This window comes from Bradyrhizobium sp. BR 1433 (assembly GCF_051547665.1).
In the GTDB taxonomy this organism is placed as follows: domain Bacteria; phylum Pseudomonadota; class Alphaproteobacteria; order Rhizobiales; family Xanthobacteraceae; genus Bradyrhizobium; species Bradyrhizobium australafricanum.
The window spans coordinates 1,078,358-1,095,526 of the sequence record NZ_JBPUGG010000001.1; the positions used below are offsets into that span (position 1 = coordinate 1,078,358).

A 17,169-nucleotide genomic window follows, 5' to 3' on the forward strand; every position below is an offset into this window, starting at 1 on the left:
AACCGCTCGATCCAGCCCCCGAATCGCCGGAATATTTCGGCTAGTTAATGTTCGCGCAGGCTTGGCGAGCGCGCCTCCTGTTCCCATGTCCTGCGCGGGACTTTCATCGGAGGTTGGTCATGTCCTACGGCAATGATGGCGGCACCTGGCGCAATAAGGCCTGGCGCAACGACGGCGGCGTTCCTCCGCATGCGTTCGATCCGATGATGCAGCCGGACCTGTTCCGCGGCGTGCTGACTCGACGTGTCTTTGCATTCCTGATCGACCTGTTCGTGCTGTCGGTGCCGGTGATCCTCGCGGTGATTTTCATCGCGGTGTTCGGCCTCGTCACGCTCGGTCTCGGCTGGGCGCTGTTCTGGCTGGTCTCGCCGGCCTCGATCGTCTGGGCGATCGTCTATTACGGCGCCTCGATCGGCGGGCAGCACTCGGCCACGCTCGGCATGCGCATGATGGATCTGGAACTGCGCACCTGGTACGGCGCGCGCGGCTATTTCGTGCTCGGCGCCACCCACGCGGTGCTGTTCTGGGTGACGATCTCGTTCCTGTCGCCGCTGGTGCTCCTGATCGGGCTGCTCAACGGCCGCCGCCGGCTGCTGCATGACATCATCCTCGGAACCGTCATTATCAACAGCTCGGTCCGGACCCCGGTCGCTCCGGCCGCGCGGGCCTCCTATTAGGCCCGCCTAAACCAATTGACCGTTAGCCTCAGGGGGGCGATGCTCACTCGGCTGCCTGAATTGTTTGTGGAGCCCGACGATCTGACGTGACCCAGCATTCGCGTGATACTCCTCAGTTCTATTTGACGGCGCCCTCGCCCTGCCCGTATTTGCCGGGCCGACACGAGCGGAAGGTTTTCACGCACCTGGTCGGCGACAAAGCGGGCGATCTCAACGACTTGCTGACCCATGGCGGCTTCCGCCGCAGCCAGTCGATCGCCTACCGCCCGGCCTGCGACCAGTGCCGGGCCTGCGTCTCGGTCCGGGTGATCGCCAACGAATTCCGCCCCTCCCGCAACTTCCGCAAGGTGCTGGCCCGCAACGCCGACATCATCGGCGAGCAGCGCACCGCGGTGCCAACCTCGGAGCAATATTCGGTGTTCCGGGCCTATCTCGACCGCCGCCACCGCAACGGCGGCATGGCCGACATGACCGTGCTCGACTACGCGATGATGGTCGAGGACAGCCATGTCGAGACCCGGATCATCGAGTACCGCAAGCGCAATGCCGACAGCGCCATCACCGGTCGCGGCGACGAGTTGATGGCGGTGGCGCTGACCGACGTGCTCAGCGACGGGCTATCGATGGTCTATTCGTTCTTCGAGCCCGGGCTGGAGGCGCGCTCGCTCGGCACCTTCATGATCCTCGACCATATCGCCCGCGCCCGCCGGCAGGGCCTGCCCTACGTCTATCTCGGGTACTGGATCGAGGGCTCCAAGAAGATGGACTACAAGGGCCGTTTCCTGCCGCAGCAGCGGCTCGCGCCGTCGGGCTGGCTCCGCGTCGACGCATCAGGCGAGGTGCTCGCCGAGCCGCAGGACTAGCTGCCGAGGACTAGCTGCCGAAGAACGTATCGATCAGCAGCTTCACGTTCAGGACCACGATCAACCCGGCGACGATCCACGCCGCCACCGCGACGGGGCGTGAGATCGCGAACGCGCCCATCTTGCGCTTGTCGGACACGAACCGCACCAGCGGGATCACCGCGAACGGCAGCTGCATCGACAGCACGACCTGGCTGAACACCAGCAGCTGCGCCGTGCCGCTCTCGCCGTAGAGCGCGGCGACCACGATGACAGGGACGATCGCGATGCCGCGGGTCACCAGCCGCTGCAGCCAGTCGGGCAGCTTGAGGTCGAGGAAGCCCTGCATCACGATCTGGCCGGCCAGCGTCGCCGTCACCGTCGAGTTGAGGCCGGAGGCGAGCAGCGCCACGGCAAACAGCGTCGAGGCGATGCCGAGGCCGAGCAGCGGCGACAGCAACTCGAACGCCTGGTCGATCTCGGCGACATCGGAATGGCCGCTCTTGTGGAAGGTCGCGGCAGCCAGCACCAGGATCGCGGCATTGACGAACAGCGCCAGCATCAGCGCGATGGTGGAATCGGTGGTCGCCCATTTGATCGCGTCGCGCCGTCCCTCCTCGGTGCGCGGATAGGCACGGGTCTGCACGATCGAGGAGTGCAGATAGAGGTTATGCGGCATCACGGTGGCGCCGATGATGCCGATCGCGATGTACAGCATCTCCGGATTGGTGACGATCTCGCGCGACGGGATGAAGCCGCCGAGCACGGCGGCAACCGGCGGCGCGGCGGCGGCGATCTGGACGACGAAGCAGACCGCGATGACGATCAGGAGCGCGATCACGAAGGCCTCGAGGAAGCGGAAGCCGCGGTTCATCAGGAGCAGCAGCAGGAACGCATCCAGCGCCGCCAGCAGCGCGCCGCCGATCAGGGGAATGCCGAACAGCAGCTTGAGCGCGATCGCGGTACCGATCACCTCGGCGAGGTCGCAGGCGATGATCGCGGCCTCGCAGGCGAGCCACAGCAGCAAATTCACCGGGCGCGGGTAGGTCGCGCGGCAGGCCTGGGCGAGATCGCGGTCGGTGGCGATGCCGAGCCGTGCTGCGAGCGCCTGCAGCAGGATCGCCATCAGGTTGGAGAGCAGGATGACCGACAGCAGCGTGTAGCCAAACTTCGATCCGCCCGCGAGGTCGGTGGCCCAATTGCCGGGGTCCATATAGCCGACCGAGACCAGGTAGCCCGGCCCGGCGAAGGCCAGCAGCCGCCGCCACCACAGGCCGCCTGACGGCACCGCGACGGTCGCGTTCACCTCCGGCAGGCTGCGCACATGTCCGGCATCGCCCCGCCAGCCACCTGGCACGGCATTGGGAACGGAAACGGAAGACAGTTCAGGGGTCCGAGCATCCATCCGACAAGGATGGCCGATCTCTCCGGTTATTGCAACTCATTTGCAACTGCATCTAGGCTCACGAAAATGATACCATCCGTCCTCCTTATAAAGTACTGAGGAAGTGCTTTACGTTAGCTACATGATCAAACTGCCCGTCGAAACGCCGACCGCAACGCTGCGCTACGCCCTCGCCCCTGATCCTTCAGGCATCGAGGCGATCGAGGCGACCTTTGCGGCCTATGACCGGATGATGGCGATCCTGGCCGAGGTCGCTCCCGTCGGCGCCAACCTCGTCTCGCTGCACGCCCAGGCCTACGAGAAAATCCGCAAGGAGACCGGCCTGCCCGCACGGCTGGTGACGCTCGGCCTGCGCGACCGCGCCAATTACATCGCAGGCGCCGCCGTCCGCCGGATACCGCTCGACGACAAGTTGTTTGCGATCAAGGGCCCAACTTCACTGACCATTAGCACTGTCAGCGGACGCGTCTTGGTGCCGTTCGATGTGCCGGGATATGTCTCGGGCTGGGAAAGCCCCTTCCCGGCACATTTGATCTCGGATGGACGCGGCTACGAAATCCACATCGCCGTCAAATCGAAATCAGCACAACCGGAGGAGAAGACCATGCTTCACGAAGGCATCCTTGCGCGCATGGGCCGGCTTCTTGCCGCCATCGCGAGCCAGACCATCGACAATGTCGAGAACAACAACAAGGTCGCGCTGGTCAAACAGGCGATCCGCGAGATCGACGCCGGCGCCGACGAGGCGCGCTACGCGCTCGGCAAGTCGCGCGCCGAAGAATTCCGCCTGAAGAAGCGGCGCGAAGAACTGGATACCGAAACGGCTGGTCTGAACGAAAAAATTCGTCTCGCACTTGCGGAAAATCGCGAGGATCTCGCGCGCGCCGGCGTTGCACGGCAAATTGATCTGGAGTCGCAGGTGATCGCGCTGGAACGCGCGATGGATTTCATCGAGCTCGAAATCGACGAGCAGACCAAGGCGCTGCAGGCCATGCTCGGCGCGCGCCGCGAGGCTGAGACGCGCTTGGCCGATCTCGAACAAAGCCTGATCCGCGAGGCCAAGGACGAAACCAGCCGGGGCCCATCGACGACCAATACATTGAGTGCTGAGCGCGCCATGGCGGCGATCGCCCGGGTCACCGGCGTTCCCGCCTCCAGCGTGCTCGGCGACAAGGAGCTTGACGAACTCGATCGCCTGCATCGCGAAAAGGAAATCGCGGCGCGGCTTGAAAGGATCAAGTCAGAAAAATGAGTGCAGTTGGCGACATTCTGCTCGCCCCCGACGTGCGGCCCTTCGCGGTCGCGGCTGCGATCATGGTGGCACTTGGCGGTATCGAACTGCTCAGCACCATGGTCGGACTTTCGATCAGCGAATTGATCGGCAAGGATTTCGCGGTCGAGGCCGAGAGCCACAATGCTCTCGGTGGCCTGTTTCTCTGGATCAACGCCGGGCGGCTTCCCCTCCTGATCCTGATCATCCTGATCCTCGGCATCTTCTCGATCGGAGGCTTCCTGCTTCAGGGACTGGCGCATGCCGCAGGCACCGCCATCCCGGTCTCGCTTGCCGCGGTGGTTGCTGCGGCAGGCAGCATTCCCGTGATCAGAAATACCAGCCGCGGCCTCGCGCGCATCATTCCGCGCGACGAGAGCTATGCGGTCAACGACAGCGACTTTGTCGGCAAAGTCGCAACCGTGTCGGTCGGCCCGCTCGATCAGGGCCTGCCCGGCAGGGTCCGTCTCAAGGATGTCTTCGGCAACTGGCACACCGTGTCGGCGCGTGCCAGCGCGGAGTCCGAGGCGTTGCCGGTCGGCGCCAGCGTGCTGCTGGTCGATCGCGATGCCAAGGGCTTCATCGCGATTGCCGCTCCAGCCGACCTCGTCGAACAACAACGATCTTCCAACAGGGCATAACACATGTGGGAACTTGCTGTACCCGTCGTTATTGGCGTCATCGTCATCCTCGTTATCGGTCTCCTGTTCGCAAAGCTCTACAAGCGCTCGACGCGCGACGAGGCCTATGTTCGCACCGGCCTCGGCGGCCAGAAGGTGGTGCTCGACGGCGGCTCGCTCGTGCTGCCGATCTTCCACTCCACCGCGGCGGTGAACCTGAAAACGCTGCGGCTCGAGGTCGCGCGCGGCGGCCCGGACTCGCTGATCACCAAGGACCGCATGCGCGTCGACATCGGCGCCGAGTTCTATCTGCGCGTCAAACCCGACTCGTCGTCGATCGCGCTCGCGGCGCAGACGCTCGGCAACCGCACCAATGACGCCGCCGAGCTGCGCGAACTGGTCGAGGCCAAGTTCGTCGACGGCCTGCGCTCGGTCGCCGCGACCATGAACCTCGAGGAATTGCAGGAGCAGCGCGCGACCTTCGTCAAGGCGGTGCAGGACGCGGTCGGCGCAGACATCCAGAACAACGGTCTCGAGCTCGAATCGGTGTCGCTGACGAAGCTCGACCAGAGCGACATCAAGCACTTCAACCCGAGCAATTTCTTCGATGCGCACGGCCTCACCACGCTGACCAAGATCACCAAGGAGCGTGAGCAGGAGCGCAACCAGATCGTCCGCACCACCGAGGTCAACATCGCCCAGCAGGACCTGGTGGCGCGGCAGACCACGCTGACGATCGAAAGCACCAAGCGCGAGGCCGAGCTCGCCCAGCAGCGCGACATCGCCAACAAGACCGCCGCGATGCGTGCGCAGACGGCGCAGGTCGAGCAGACCGCGCTGCAGAACGAGGCCGAATACCGCATCCAGCAGGAGCTCGCGGTCGCCAACAAGCAAACCGAGGCCAACCAGGCCCGCGACACCCGCAAGATCGAGGCCGATCTCGCGGTCAAGCGCCGCAACACCGAGATGGAGCGCGACCTTCAGATCGTGGCGCAGGAGAGCGCCATCGCGGTCGCGGCCAAGAGCAAGGAGCAGTCGGAGGCCCAGACCATCGCCGAGACCGCGCGCGCCGTCGCGATCGCCGCCGAGGAAAAGGTCACCACCGCCCGCGCCACCGAGATCGCCGAGCGCGACAAGATCATCAACGTGATCGCGGCGCGCAAGGCGGCCGAGACCGACGCGATGCCGATCACGGTGATGGCCGAGGCCGAACGCCAGGCCGCCGCCAACAAGGCGGAAGCCACCAACGTGCTCGCCAAGGCCGATGCGGCCGCCACCACCACCCGCGCTGCCGGCGTCAAGGCGCTCGGCCAGGCCGAAGCCGAGGTCGCGACCATGAAGGCGGAGGCGCGCAACAAGCTGAGCGCCGACATGATCGCCTACGATCTCAACCTCGCGCGGATCAACGTGATCCCGAGCGCGCTCGCCGAGGCGGTGAAGCCGATCGAGAAGATCTCCGACATCCGGATCTTCGACACCGGCAGCATGCTCGGCCGCGGCGGCGCCAACGGCCACGCCAACGGCAATGGCGGCCTCGGGCTCGGCGACGGGCTCGCGGCGCAGTTGCTGTCGGTTTCGGCGTTCAAGCCGATGATCGACAAGATCCTCTCGGAGGCGGGCTTCCCCGCGGGGCCCGACGCCATGACCAACCTATTGAGTGCGCTGCGTGCCACTCAAGCGGAAGTGCCGGCCCCGTCCGTCGACAGTCCGGCAACGCCGCCGACCACCATATCGGGATCCGGCCACGCGACGCTTGGCCCGAGGTCGTAGCACAGCGCAGGCGCGATCACGGGCCAACTCGCTTGCGATCCCAATCCTCGATGGCATAGTCAGGTTGTGAACATCGCATCGGCAAGGCCCGCCCTCCCCGGCGGGCCTTTTGCTTGGCGTTGTCGGGAAACGGGTGGGATCAGAGGCCTTCCAACCACACACTATGGCCAGATCGAATGTCCCAAGGATTCTGCCATGTCCGCCGATACGCCTCGCCTGCCGGCCACCTTCAATCGCCTGGCCTGGTCCAATCTCGCCGCGCAATCGGCCGAACAGATTGCGCTGGCGGCTGCGCCCATCGTCGCCGTGCTGCTGCTCGGCGTCGGCGAAGGCCAGACCGGCCTGTTGCAGACCGCGCTGACGCTGCCCTTCATCCTGTTTGCGATCCCCGCCGGCCTCTTGGCCGACCGCGTGTCGCGGCGCTGGGTGATGGCGGGCTCCGAAGCGCTGCGCGCGGCCGGGCTTGCCGCGATCCTGCTGTTGCTGTGGCTCGGCCTCATGACGCTGCCGCTGCTCGCTTTGCTCGGCTTCATCGCGGTCTGCGGCACGGTCGCCTACAGCGTCGCAGCGCCGGCGCTGGTCCCCTCGCTGGTGACGTCACAGCAATTGCCGGCGGCGAACGCCCGCATCGAGCTTGCACGCACCGTCGCGTTCGCCAGCGGCCCCGCGCTCGGCGGCGTGCTGGTCGGCTGGGTCGGGGCCGCGCCCGCATTCGGCTTCGCCGCGGCATTGTCGGCGATCGCGGTCGTGCTGCTCGCCGGCATCTACGAGCCGGCCCGACAGCCTGCCCCGCGGCGCCATCCGTTGCAGGACATCAAGGAAGGCGCCGCCTTCGTGATGCACCACGCGCTGCTGCGGCCGGTGTTCATCACCCAGTTCATCTTCAACACCGCGTCCTTCCTGCTGCTCGCCGTGTTCGTGCCCTATGCGGTGCGTCATCTCGGGCTCAGCGCGACCGGCGTCGGCACCACGCTTGCGATGTACGGCGTCGGCATGGTGGTCGGCGCGCTGTTCGCGACCCGCGTGATGAAGCGGCTGGCGTTCGGCACCGTGATCGGGCTCGGCCCGGTTACCGGCTTCGTCGCCGCGGCCGTGATGGCGCTGACGACCTGGATTGCGACGCCGCTGCTCGCGGGCCTCAGCTTCTTCCTGCTCGGCGTCGGCCCGATCCTGTGGGTGATCTCGACCACCACGCTGCGGCAGTCGGTGACGCCGCCCTCGCTGCTCGGCCGCGTCTCGGCGATCAACATCATGAGCTACGGCGCGCGCCCGCTCGGCTCCGCGCTCGGCGCCATCGTCGGCGGCCTCTACGGCGCCGAAGCCTGCCTCTATCTCGCTGCCGCGATCTTCGCCGCCCAGGCGCTGGTGATCCTGATGTCGCCCGCAGTGTCGCTGACGCGGCAGCCCGACATGGTCGGCGAACCCGCGCGGTGCTGATCCGGGTCTTCTCAACCGTCATTGCGAGCCAACGGGTCGCGCGAATGCGCGCCCGATGACAGGCTCCACGAAGCAATCCATTTTTCCGCATATGCGGGACGATGGATTGCTTCGTCGCTTCAGCGCAAAATTGCTCTGCAATTTTGTCGCGAGCTTCTCGCAATGACGGTGGAGAGACGCTAGCTCGCCAGGTACCGCTCGTATTTGCCGCCGACGACCTCGTCGGCGGCAATCGCCGGATCGAGCGTATAGAGATCCTGCGCATGGCCGATGCCGCGCAGCACGATGCGGCCGGTGGAGACCAGATAGTTGCGGCCGGCGGCGTCGAGCCCGGTGCGGAAGTCCGTCGAAGTCAGTAGCTCGCGATCGACCGAGGCGCACATCGAGGCGATCCGGCTGACCTCGTTGACGGCCGGTCCGACCACCGTGAAATCCAGCCGGTCCTCGCTGCCGATATTGCCGTAGAAGACCTGCCCGACATGGAGCCCGACATAGGCCGTGGTGGTCGGCCGGCCCTCGTTCTCGCGGCGATCATTCAGCACGCGGATGTTATGCCGGAATCTGTGCTCGGCCCGCAGCGCCGCCCGCTTCGCGCCTGCGACGTTCTCGCCGGTGAACATCGCCAGCACGCCGTCGCCGATCAGCTTCAGCACCTCGCCGCCGGCGTCATGGATCGCGTCGATCGAGGCCTGCGCATAATCGTTGAGGAACGGAATGATCTCGTCCGGGCCGATCCGTTCGCTGATCGCGGTGGAGCCGCGCACGTCGGAGTACCACAGCACGGCCTTGATCTTCTCGGTGATGCCGCGCTGCATGCGCCCGCGCAGCACCTGCTCTGCGGTGTCACGGCCGAGATAGACCCGTCCGAGGGTGCGGGCGATCTCGACCTGGGCGGCCGATTTGATCGCGAGCCCGAGCACCGGCACCAGGTCGCGCAGCGCCGCCATGTGGTTCTCGTCGAACCCGTCCGAATGGCGGGTGGTGTAGTAGGAGTAGAAGCAGTCCATCTCGCCGATCGTGCCGGCCTCGCCGAAGCGATGCACGAAGGCGGCGAAATGCTTGTGGCCCTTTTCGGCCAGCTCGCCGATCATCGAGAAATCGTGCGAGGTGTCGGCGAGATCGATCACTATCTCGTCATGGCCGTTTTCGAGCATGTGATAGAAGGCCGACCGCCGCCAGGTCTGGCTGGCCTCGCCGGTGCTGGTCGAGCCGTATTCGAAGATGTCGGCCTCGTTGCTCTCGCCGTCGTTCCAGCGGAAACCGCGTCCCTCGAAGATCGGATGCAGCGTATCGATGAAGACGATCGCCCGCGACAGCGGCATGCCCGCGGCCCGGCAGCGCTCGCAGAAACCGCGCAGCAGGTCGTTTTCCGGCAGGCCCGTCAGACCCTGGCGGACCAGCCAATTCATGAGGCGCAAACGGGGCGTCAGTTCCATAAGCTGGATTATGCCGGGCAATTGGTGCGGGAGGAAGGGTTGGTCGTCGCGTGACAGATGCGAACGCCAATGCGGCATTGCAAGGCCGCCCGCCTCACCATTTCGCGCGGAACACGGCAGCCGAATGACGCCGATTCCGCTTCCTTTTGTCCACCCCTTCGCGCACAACAGCGCATGGACAACGACGCTGGCCCGCCAAACCCGATCCGACGCCTCATGCAATGGGCGATCACCCCGCCGCAATCCTATGGGGTCTATCTTGTCGGCCTCATCCTGGTGTTCGTGCTGTCGTTCTACGCCGGCACGCTGAAGCCGACACGCTCGCCTGCCCCGCCGGCGGCCACGCCTGCCGCCCCGCGCAGCTGATCAGCCCGATTTGGTTTCCGAGGTCGCGATCCAGATCCCGGCGAAGACCGCGATCAGGCCGACGACCAGATTGGCCGTGATCGGCTCGCCGACCAATTGCTTCGCAAGCAGCCCGGCGGCGATCGGATTGACCGTCATGGTATTGGCGACGCGGGTCGGCGAGGCCCGCTCGAGCGCCAGCACCCACAGGATGAACGCCAGCGCACCACCGGCTATGCCGAGATAGAGCCCCGCGATCCACTGCGATGGACCGAACTCGCGCAGCGTCGCCAGGCTGCCGGTGAACGAACCCACCGCCACCAGCCCGGCCGCGCCGGCACCCATGCCGACGGCAAGGAAGCCGAGCGCGCTGGAGCGTCGAATGAACGGCCGCGACAGCACGTTGTAGAAGGCCATGCAGAGCACCGCGGCGGCCATGATCAGTTCGCCGCGCCATGCTCCCGATGGCGCCGCCGCCAGCCCGGATGCCAGCGCGGCCGCAACGCCGAGCACCGCGATCGAGACCCCGATCGATTTGCGCATCGTCAGCGGCTCGATGCCGAGCATAGCGCCGACCACCATGGTGGAGAGCGGCAAGGTCGCCAGCGCCAGGCTGGCGCGCGCCGCCGTCGTGTAGGACATCGCGAGATTATAAAGCACGAAGAACACGCCGAAGAAGGCGACGCCGAGCGCCGCGACCGCCGGCAGGTCTTCACGCCGCGGCCACTTCGCCCCGAGCAGGATCGCCGCCGGAAGCACGCAGAGAAAGCCGGTCGCCCAGCGCAGGATCGCCAGCGTGATCGGGTCGGCATTGCCCGCCAGGTAACGGGTGATCGCCGCGGCGGTGCCGCCGAGGCAGCCCGAGACCAGTGCAATCGCAACGCCGATCCACTCGCCCATCCCGATCCCCATGCGTTTTCGGTTCGCTTGTGGCATCTTGCCCGGCGAGATCATTCCGGCAACTACTTCACAGGTATTCATGTCGCAGCACCGCGATTTTGCGGCCAGCCTGCGCTGGTGGCGGCAGCGCAAGGGGCACTCGCAACTCGAGCTCGCCGGGCGCGCCGATATCTCCCAGCGCCATCTCAGCTTCCTCGAGCTCGGCCGCGCCGCGCCGAGCCGCGACATGGTGATCCGGCTTGCCGCGGCGCTCGACGTGCCGTTGCGCCAGCAGAACGCGCTCTTGGTCGCGGCCGGCTTCGCGCCGGTGTGGCGGCAAACCGACCTCGCCGCGCCGGAGCTCGCCCAGATCCGCTACGCGCTCGATTTCATCCTGGCACAGCAGGAGCCCTTCCCGGCGGTCGTGGTCGACCGGCACTGGAATTTGCTGCTCGCCAATGCAGGCGCAAGCCAACTGGTGGAATTCCTGGTCGGGCCGCTGGCGCCAGGCACGGCGGTCAACCTCGCCGACGCGCTGGTCGCGCCCGGCGTATTGCGCCCCTATCTCACCAACTGGACCGAGGTGGCCGGCTACTTCGTCCGCAGCGTCGAGGCCGATGCCGCCGCCGACGGCACCACCGCGACGGCGGATTTGCTCAAGCGCCTGCTGGCCTATGACGGTATCGAGGCCGCGTTGGCCGCGCCGGCAAGTCCCGCGTCCGGGCCGGTGCTGCCGATGCTGTTTCGCAAGGGCGACGTCAGCCTGCAGCTGTTCACCACGATCGCGACGCTGGGGACGCCGCAGGACGTCACGCTGCAGGAGCTGCGCATCGAAAGCTTCTTTCCGATGGACGAGGAGACCGCGCAGATTTTTCGAAACTGGTCGAAAGCGCGCGGTCCCAAGGCAGCTCAGTCGTAGAACTCCGGCGACAGCTTCAGCCTGTCGCGCTGCGCCTTATCGTGGTTGATCCAGAGCTGCGCCTTCTCCTTGGTCAGCGTGTCGGCGATCTTCTGCATCGAAGCCACCGTCTGCTCCTTGCTGGCGTTCATGCTCGGCGTGCGCCGATTGTCCCAATTATCCCTGAAGTGAACGGCATCGCCGGTCAGCACGATCGCACCGGTCTTCGGCAGCTTCACCAGCAGCGACTGGTGGCCGGGCGTATGGCCCGGCGTCGACAGGATGGTGACGCTGCCGTCGCCGAACACGTCGCGGTCACCTTCGAGCTTGGTCACGGGATGCTCGGGCTTGAAGCGCGGCGCGTTGTTGGCGCCCGGCCATTCATACTCCACCTTCTGCACATACAGCATCGCGGCCGGGAACAGCTCGACATTGCCGATGTGATCGGGATGGGTGTGCGACACGGCGATCGCCTTGATGTCCGACGGCTCGACGCCGAGCTGGTCGAGCTGCGCGGCGAGTGTCTTCGGCCGCCGCCAGGTGACCGCCTTGGGGTCGGCCGGCGCAAGGCCGTTCGGCATTGCCGCCACCGCGTCGGGAATCCCGGTGTCCCACAGGAACCAGCCCTGGGCATGCTTGATCAGGTAGCAATTGTCGACGAAGTCCATCGACTTGCCTTCATTGACGCCGGGCGACCAGCGTGAAATGTCGCCTGCAACGCCTTCGCCGCAGTTGAGGATGTAGAGCTTCTCGACGCCTGATTTCGCCGGCTCGGCGTCCGCATGCGGCAGCGCGCCCACGGCGAAGAACAACATTGCAAGACCGATTGCCTTCTTCACGTCGCCCTCCGTTGATCACGCCAGCCATTCGCGTGGTCGCAATGTGCCGTGTCGTCGCCGCCCGTGGAAGACGTGGACATGGGTCGAGCGATCAATTGAATGCGAGTGCGTAGCGGCCGCGTCGGCTAGACCATTTCCGCCGGCGCCAGCCGGCAGGTCTCGCTGCTGATCTCGACCTGCAGCGTCGCGTGGTGGATGCTGAACCGCTCCGACAGCTCGGCGCAGACGTGATGCAGGAAGACATCGTCGTGTCCGCCGGGCCGCACCAGATGCGCGGTCAGCGCGGTCTCGCTGGTGCTCATCGCCCAGATGTGCAGGTCGTGCACCTCGGTCACCCCCTCGAGCGCGGCGAGATAGTCCCGCACCTGTTCGAGATCGATCCCTTTCGGTACCGCGTCGAGCGCGAGGTTGACGCTGTCGCGGGCGAGCTCCCAGCCGCTCAGCAGCACCACCACGGCGATCACGAGGCTGATCGCCGGATCGAGCCACTGCCAGCCGGTCGCCATGATCAAGAGCGCGGCGATCACGACGCCGAGCGAGACGCCGGCATCCGCCGCCATATGCAGATAGGCGCCGCGGACATTGAGGTCGCTATCGCGGCCGCGCATGAACAGCAGCGCGGTGCCGCCATTGATCAGGATGCCGAGCGCCGCGACCCAGACCACGGTCCAGCTTGCGACCTCCGCCGGTTCGCGCAAGCGATTGATCGCCTCGACCGCGATGCCGCCGACCGCGATCAGGAGCAACCCGGCATTGAACAGCGCCGCCAGGATCGAGGCGCGACGGTAGCCATAGGTGTGGGTATCGGTCGGCTGCCTGCCGGCGAGCCATGCCCCGCCCCAGGCCAGCAGCAGCGCGATGACGTCGGAGAGATTGTGAACCGCGTCGGAGACCAGCGCGAGCGAGTTGGCGGAATAGCCGAAGACCAGCTCCGCGACGACGAAGGCGGTGTTCAGCGACGCGCCGACCGCAAAGGCGGTGCCGAAACTGTCGGGCGCGTGGCTGTGCCCGGCATGTCCGTGAGAATGACCGGTGTGGTCGTGGTCGTGATTGTGCGCCATGGCAACCGTCGCCCGATGTCGTCGGCGACGGTTATAGCGCGGTGAATTGTGGATACTATCACACAGCGCACTGAGCCCCCGTAGCCCAGATGGAGCGAAGCGCAATCCGGGATCATTGCCCAATGCGACAGCGGCCCCGGATTTCGCTTGCGCTCCATCCGGGCTACCGCACGGCTACTCCACGCCGCGATTGAACTTGTTCGACTTCGGCAGGCCGTGGGCGAGCCGGCCGGCGTCGGCGCGGTTGCCGCGCCAGTCGGCCAGTTCCTTCATGGTCATGCTGTGCTCGCGGCCGGCGGAATCCTTCCAGCTCAAGCCGGCCTTGGCGTCGAACACCGCAACGTCAGACAGCGACGCGCTGGTGTATTTCTGCAGGCGCACGCCGCGGCCGCGCGCCATCTCCGGCACCTGGTCGAGGCCGAACAGCACCATCTTGTGGTTGGTGCCGATCACCGCAACGGTGTCGCCGTTCACGGTCGTGATCGCGCGGGCCTCGTTCGGCATCTCGACATTGAGCACCTGCTTGCCCTTGCGGGTGTTGCCGACGCAGTCCTCCTCCTTGACGATAAAGCCCTGCCCTTCGCTGCTCGCGATCAGGAACTTGCGCTCGCCCTTGTTGACGAACAGCGAGATGATCGCGGCGTCCTGCTCGAGGTCGATGAACATGCGGATCGGCTCGCCATGGCCGCGGCCGCCCGGCAGTTTTGCCACGTCGAGCGAGTAGAACTTGCCGTTGGTCGCGAACAGCAGCAGCTTCGAGGTGGTCTCGGCGAAGAACGAGTGCTCGAGCTTGTCGTCGGTCTTGAAGGCAAGCCCCGAGAGATCCTCGACATGGCCCTTCAGCGTCCGCACCCAGCCCTTCTCTGAGATCACGACGGTGCACGGCTCGCGCTCGACCAGCGCTTCCTCGATCGCGGCGAGGTCATGCTCGGGCGCATCGGCGAAGGTGGTGCGTCGCTTGCCGAGCGGCGTCTTCGGTCCGAAGATGTCGCGGACCTTGCGCACCTGGTCGCCGACCTTGGCCCATTGCTCGGTCTCGGAGCCAAGCAGGCCCTCGATGCCCTTCAGCTCCTTGCGAAGATCCTTGTCCTCGGTGCGGATTTCCATCTCCTCAAGGCGGCGCAGATTGCGCAGGCGCATGTTGAGGATGGCATCGGCCTGGATCTCTGTGAGCTTGAAGGTCTTCATCAAGACCGGCTTCGGCTCGTCCTCGGTCCGGATGATCTTGATCACCTTGTCGAGGTTCAGATAGGCGACGAGGTGGCCGCCCAGCACTTCCAGGCGGTGCTCGATCTGGGTCTTGCGGAATTTGGTCCGGCGGACCAGCACGTCGCGCAGATGGTCGAGCCATTCACGCAGGCACTCGGCAAGGCCGACCACCTTGGGGATGCGGCCCTTGATTAGCACGTTGAGGTTCAGCGAGATCTTGCTTTCCAGCTCGGTCAGCCGGAACAGCGACTCCATCATCAGTGCCGGATCGACGGTGCGCGATTTCGGCTCGAGCACGAGCCGGACGTCCTCGGCCGACTCGTCACGGACGTCGGCGACCAGCGGCAGCTTCTTCTCGTTGATGAGTTCGGCGATCTTCTCCACGATCCGCGACTTCTGCACCAGCCACGGGATTTCGGTGACGACGACCACCCAGGTGCCGCGGGCGCCCTCCTCCTGGATCCAGCGCGAGCGGGTGCGGAACGAGCCGCGCCCCGTGGTGTAGGCCTCGACGATCGCTTCCTTCGAATCAACGACGATGCCGCCGGTCGGAAAGTCCGGGCCCTTGACCCATTTCAGCAGCGCCTTCGACTTGGCGTCGGGCTTCTCGATCAGATGCAGCGCGGCGTCGCAGAGCTCGGCGGCGTTGTGCGGCGGGATCGAGGTCGCCATGCCGACCGCGATGCCCTGCGCGCCGTTGGCGAGCAGGTTCGGGAAGCCGCCCGGCAGCACCACCGGCTCTTTCGACTGGCCGTCGTAGTTGAGGCGAAACTCGACGCCGTCCTCGTCGATGCCTTCGAGCAAGAGCCGCGCGACCTCGGTCATGCGCGCTTCGGTGTAGCGGTAGGCGGCCGGGTTGTCGCCGTCGATATTGCCGAAATTGCCCTGGCCGTCGACCAGCGGGTAGCGCGAGGAGAAATCCTGCGCCAGGCGCACCATGGCGTCGTAGATCGCCTGGTCGCCATGCGGATGGAACGAACCCATCACGTCGCCGACGATCTTGGCCGACTTCTTGAATGCGGCGCGCGGGTCGAGCCCGAGCAGGTCCATGCCGTAGAGGATGCGCCGGTGCACCGGCTTCAGCCCGTCGCGGGCGTCCGGCAGCGCGCGATGCATGATGGTCGAGAGCGCATAGGCGAGATAGCGCTCCTCGAGCGCATCACGCAGCGGCACCTCGTGAATTTCGGCCGGCTCTTCCGGCGGTATCTGTCGTTTTCCCATGGGGAGGCGTTAAACCTTGGCGCTGAATTGGGCAAGCCGCGAATCAGCGGGAATTTAAGGCCCGAATCGGCCTTACGGAACCGCGCTCCGGCCCCGCCGCCTCGTCACGGCGTTGATAAATCCGTCGCGTGCGTCCGAATGGCCCTGGCCGCGGGGCTCCAGCACGTGGCGGAGCAGGAACAGGCCGGTGATCTGGAAGCCGTCGAGCAGGTCCTGGTCCGACCAGCTGTTGGCGCCGCCCTCGCCTTCGCGCAGGAACGCCGGCAGCGGCAACAGCCGGTCGCGCCATGGCTCGCCGGCGGCGCGCGACACCGCGCCGCCGGATTTCGGCGACACGTAGATCAGGTCGGTGGTCTCCCCGGTGGCTGCGCAGTTTTCCAGGTCGAGCCCGAAGCCAAGCTCGGTCAGCATCGCGAGCTCGAACCGGATCAGGTGCACGGCGGCAACGCCGGCGTCCTCGAAATCGTCGAGCGTCCCCTGCAGCATCCAGTAGATGTCCTCATGCGGATCGCGCTCCGGCAGCAGCCGGGCCAGCGCCGCCAGATGCGTGACGCCATAGACCGCATGCGACGAGCCGAGCAGCGTCGCCGCGCGCAGCCGCGTACCCTCCAGCGCATACATGCCGAGATGCTCGTCGAGCCGCGCCCGCCACACCGCGGTGACGCTGTTGCCGGGCTGCAGCAGCGGCCGCATCCGCGAGCTGGCGCCGCCGCGCACCAGGCCGAGATGGCGGCCGTGCTCGCGCGTCAACAGCTCCACAATGGCGGAGGATTTGCCATGCCGCCGCACGCCCAGCACGATGCCTTCGTCGGTCCATTCCATGTACGGAGTTCAGCAGGATTCCGCGGATGAACGCAGCTTTCCTCACGCGTCATGCCCTACGCGTTGAACCAGCCCCGCGCGTCGCCGGTGAAGGAATAATACAGCCCGGCCGAGGTCAGGATGCATGACACCACCTCGATGGCGCTGTCGATCTCCATGCCCCTTGCGCCGATGACCTGCAGCAGGGACATCACCGACAAGACGAGCACCGCGAGCAGCGCCCAGCGCGGCCAGTTCTTGCGGTGCTGCGCGGCAAGCCGGACGAAATACATCAGGAGCAGGATCATGCAGCCGGCCGTCAGGGTCTCGCCCATGATCACCTGCTCGGTCTTCAGGACGGTTGGCGTGCGGTCCTGGAACGCCACCGACAGCGCATCCAGCGTCAGCGACAGATAGAGCAGAACCTCAAACCACAGCACGTTTCTGGGCACGTTCATG

Annotated in this window: 16 protein-coding genes; 8 read left to right on the plus strand and 8 right to left on the minus strand. The window is 66.0% G+C overall.

The window, feature by feature from the left end; all coding sequences use genetic code 11:
* Window positions 1-119: 119 nt before the first annotated feature.
* Both ACSKB9_RS05495 and ACSKB9_RS05500 read left to right on the plus strand, forming a co-directional pair.
* Window positions 120-677, plus strand: a complete 558-nt coding sequence (locus tag ACSKB9_RS05495) for an RDD family protein (RefSeq protein WP_438071931.1) — start codon at window positions 120-122, stop codon at window positions 675-677.
* An 86-nt stretch (window positions 678-763) separates the two neighbouring features.
* On the plus strand, window positions 764-1,540 hold the full coding sequence (locus ACSKB9_RS05500; RefSeq protein WP_026192842.1) for an arginyltransferase: 777 nt from the start codon (window positions 764-766) through the stop codon (window positions 1,538-1,540).
* A 10-nt stretch (window positions 1,541-1,550) separates the two neighbouring features.
* Here ACSKB9_RS05500 and ACSKB9_RS05505 read toward each other — a convergent pair whose 3' ends face one another.
* Window positions 1,551-2,924 carry an Nramp family divalent metal transporter gene (locus ACSKB9_RS05505; protein ID WP_438071932.1) on the minus strand — a complete coding sequence of 458 codons (1,374 nt, stop codon included), beginning with the start codon at window positions 2,922-2,924 and terminating at the stop codon, window positions 1,551-1,553.
* Window positions 2,925-3,045: 121 nt separating this feature from the next.
* Here ACSKB9_RS05505 and ACSKB9_RS05510 point away from each other — a divergent pair, with 121 nt between their 5' ends.
* The 4 genes from ACSKB9_RS05510 to ACSKB9_RS05525 all read left to right on the plus strand — a co-directional run bounded on the left by ACSKB9_RS05510 (window position 3,046) and on the right by ACSKB9_RS05525 (window position 8,021).
* Window positions 3,046-4,176, plus strand: a complete 1,131-nt coding sequence (locus ACSKB9_RS05510; RefSeq protein WP_438071933.1) for a PspA/IM30 family protein — start codon at window positions 3,046-3,048, stop codon at window positions 4,174-4,176.
* Window positions 4,173-4,835, plus strand: coding sequence for an OB-fold-containig protein (locus ACSKB9_RS05515; protein WP_016844022.1), 663 nt, complete (start codon window positions 4,173-4,175; stop codon window positions 4,833-4,835). The genes ACSKB9_RS05510 and ACSKB9_RS05515 overlap by 4 nt, the downstream gene beginning before the upstream one ends.
* A 3-nt stretch (window positions 4,836-4,838) precedes the next feature.
* Window positions 4,839-6,584, plus strand: a complete 1,746-nt coding sequence (locus ACSKB9_RS05520) for a flotillin family protein (RefSeq protein ID WP_438071934.1) — start codon at window positions 4,839-4,841, stop codon at window positions 6,582-6,584.
* 195 nt (window positions 6,585-6,779) lie between these two features.
* Complete coding sequence (locus tag ACSKB9_RS05525) at window positions 6,780-8,021, plus strand: MFS transporter (RefSeq protein ID WP_438071935.1); 1,242 nt, start codon at window positions 6,780-6,782, stop codon at window positions 8,019-8,021.
* Window positions 8,022-8,200: 179 nt separating this feature from the next.
* Here ACSKB9_RS05525 and ACSKB9_RS05530 read toward each other — a convergent pair whose 3' ends face one another.
* On the minus strand, window positions 8,201-9,457 hold the full coding sequence (locus tag ACSKB9_RS05530) for an adenylate/guanylate cyclase domain-containing protein (RefSeq protein WP_438071936.1): 1,257 nt from the start codon (window positions 9,455-9,457) through the stop codon (window positions 8,201-8,203).
* A 216-nt stretch (window positions 9,458-9,673) separates the two neighbouring features.
* Here ACSKB9_RS05530 and ACSKB9_RS05535 point away from each other — a divergent pair, with 216 nt between their 5' ends.
* Window positions 9,674-9,823, plus strand: a complete 150-nt coding sequence (locus ACSKB9_RS05535) for a hypothetical protein (RefSeq protein WP_438071937.1) — start codon at window positions 9,674-9,676, stop codon at window positions 9,821-9,823.
* On the opposite strand, the gene ACSKB9_RS05540 is transcribed toward ACSKB9_RS05535, so the two are convergent.
* The gene (locus ACSKB9_RS05540) at window positions 9,824-10,702 is read right to left on the minus strand and encodes a DMT family transporter (protein WP_438080074.1); all 879 of its coding nucleotides are present in this window, start codon (window positions 10,700-10,702) and stop codon (window positions 9,824-9,826) included.
* Between the two features lie 79 nt (window positions 10,703-10,781).
* On the opposite strand from ACSKB9_RS05540, the gene ACSKB9_RS05545 reads away from it, so the two are divergent.
* Window positions 10,782-11,600 carry a helix-turn-helix domain-containing protein gene (locus tag ACSKB9_RS05545; RefSeq protein WP_438071938.1) on the plus strand — a complete coding sequence of 273 codons (819 nt, stop codon included), beginning with the start codon at window positions 10,782-10,784 and terminating at the stop codon, window positions 11,598-11,600.
* Here ACSKB9_RS05545 and ACSKB9_RS05550 read toward each other — a convergent pair.
* From ACSKB9_RS05550 to ACSKB9_RS05570, 5 genes are all read right to left on the minus strand, one after another.
* A complete protein-coding gene (locus ACSKB9_RS05550; protein WP_438080076.1) occupies window positions 11,591-12,394 on the minus strand; it encodes an N-acyl homoserine lactonase family protein in 804 nt (267 codons plus the stop codon). The two genes, ACSKB9_RS05545 and ACSKB9_RS05550, sit on opposite strands and share 10 nt — an antisense overlap.
* A 149-nt stretch (window positions 12,395-12,543) precedes the next feature.
* On the minus strand, window positions 12,544-13,479 hold the full coding sequence (locus ACSKB9_RS05555; RefSeq protein WP_438071939.1) for a cation diffusion facilitator family transporter: 936 nt from the start codon (window positions 13,477-13,479) through the stop codon (window positions 12,544-12,546).
* Window positions 13,480-13,653: 174 nt separating this feature from the next.
* Window positions 13,654-15,909: a DNA topoisomerase IV subunit A gene (gene parC / locus ACSKB9_RS05560; protein ID WP_438071940.1), complete on the minus strand. Its 2,256-nt coding sequence runs from the start codon at window positions 15,907-15,909 to the stop codon at window positions 13,654-13,656.
* A 72-nt stretch (window positions 15,910-15,981) separates the two neighbouring features.
* Window positions 15,982-16,731 (minus strand): DNA repair protein RecO, encoded by a 750-nt coding sequence (gene recO, locus ACSKB9_RS05565; RefSeq protein WP_438071941.1) that lies wholly within the window; start codon window positions 16,729-16,731, stop codon window positions 15,982-15,984.
* Between the two features lie 56 nt (window positions 16,732-16,787).
* A complete protein-coding gene (locus ACSKB9_RS05570) occupies window positions 16,788-17,168 on the minus strand; it encodes a hypothetical protein (RefSeq protein WP_438071942.1) in 381 nt (126 codons plus the stop codon).
* Window position 17,169: the final 1 nt, after the last annotated feature.

Excerpts from the sequence above, each read along its gene's own strand:
- ACSKB9_RS05525 (WP_438071935.1), top strand. The coding sequence starts at position 6,780 with ATGTCCGCCGATACGCCTCGCCTGCCGGCCACCTTCAATCGCCTGGCC.
- ACSKB9_RS05555 (WP_438071939.1), bottom strand. The coding sequence starts at position 13,479 with ATGGCGCACAATCACGACCACGACCACACCGGTCATTCTCACGGACAT.
- recO (WP_438071941.1), bottom strand. The coding sequence starts at position 16,731 with ATGGAATGGACCGACGAAGGCATCGTGCTGGGCGTGCGGCGGCATGGC.
- parC (WP_438071940.1), bottom strand. The coding sequence starts at position 15,909 with ATGGGAAAACGACAGATACCGCCGGAAGAGCCGGCCGAAATTCACGAG.
- ACSKB9_RS05495 (WP_438071931.1), top strand. The coding sequence starts at position 120 with ATGTCCTACGGCAATGATGGCGGCACCTGGCGCAATAAGGCCTGGCGC.
- ACSKB9_RS05535 (WP_438071937.1), top strand. The coding sequence starts at position 9,674 with ATGCAATGGGCGATCACCCCGCCGCAATCCTATGGGGTCTATCTTGTC.
- ACSKB9_RS05510 (WP_438071933.1), top strand. The coding sequence starts at position 3,046 with ATGATCAAACTGCCCGTCGAAACGCCGACCGCAACGCTGCGCTACGCC.
- ACSKB9_RS05505 (WP_438071932.1), bottom strand. The coding sequence starts at position 2,924 with ATGGATGCTCGGACCCCTGAACTGTCTTCCGTTTCCGTTCCCAATGCC.
- ACSKB9_RS05540 (WP_438080074.1), bottom strand. The coding sequence starts at position 10,702 with ATGGGCGAGTGGATCGGCGTTGCGATTGCACTGGTCTCGGGCTGCCTC.
- ACSKB9_RS05570 (WP_438071942.1), bottom strand. The coding sequence starts at position 17,168 with ATGAACGTGCCCAGAAACGTGCTGTGGTTTGAGGTTCTGCTCTATCTG.
- ACSKB9_RS05545 (WP_438071938.1), top strand. The coding sequence starts at position 10,782 with ATGTCGCAGCACCGCGATTTTGCGGCCAGCCTGCGCTGGTGGCGGCAG.
- ACSKB9_RS05520 (WP_438071934.1), top strand. The coding sequence starts at position 4,839 with ATGTGGGAACTTGCTGTACCCGTCGTTATTGGCGTCATCGTCATCCTC.
- ACSKB9_RS05550 (WP_438080076.1), bottom strand. The coding sequence starts at position 12,394 with ATGTTGTTCTTCGCCGTGGGCGCGCTGCCGCATGCGGACGCCGAGCCG.
- ACSKB9_RS05515 (WP_016844022.1), top strand. The coding sequence starts at position 4,173 with ATGAGTGCAGTTGGCGACATTCTGCTCGCCCCCGACGTGCGGCCCTTC.
- ACSKB9_RS05530 (WP_438071936.1), bottom strand. The coding sequence starts at position 9,457 with ATGGAACTGACGCCCCGTTTGCGCCTCATGAATTGGCTGGTCCGCCAG.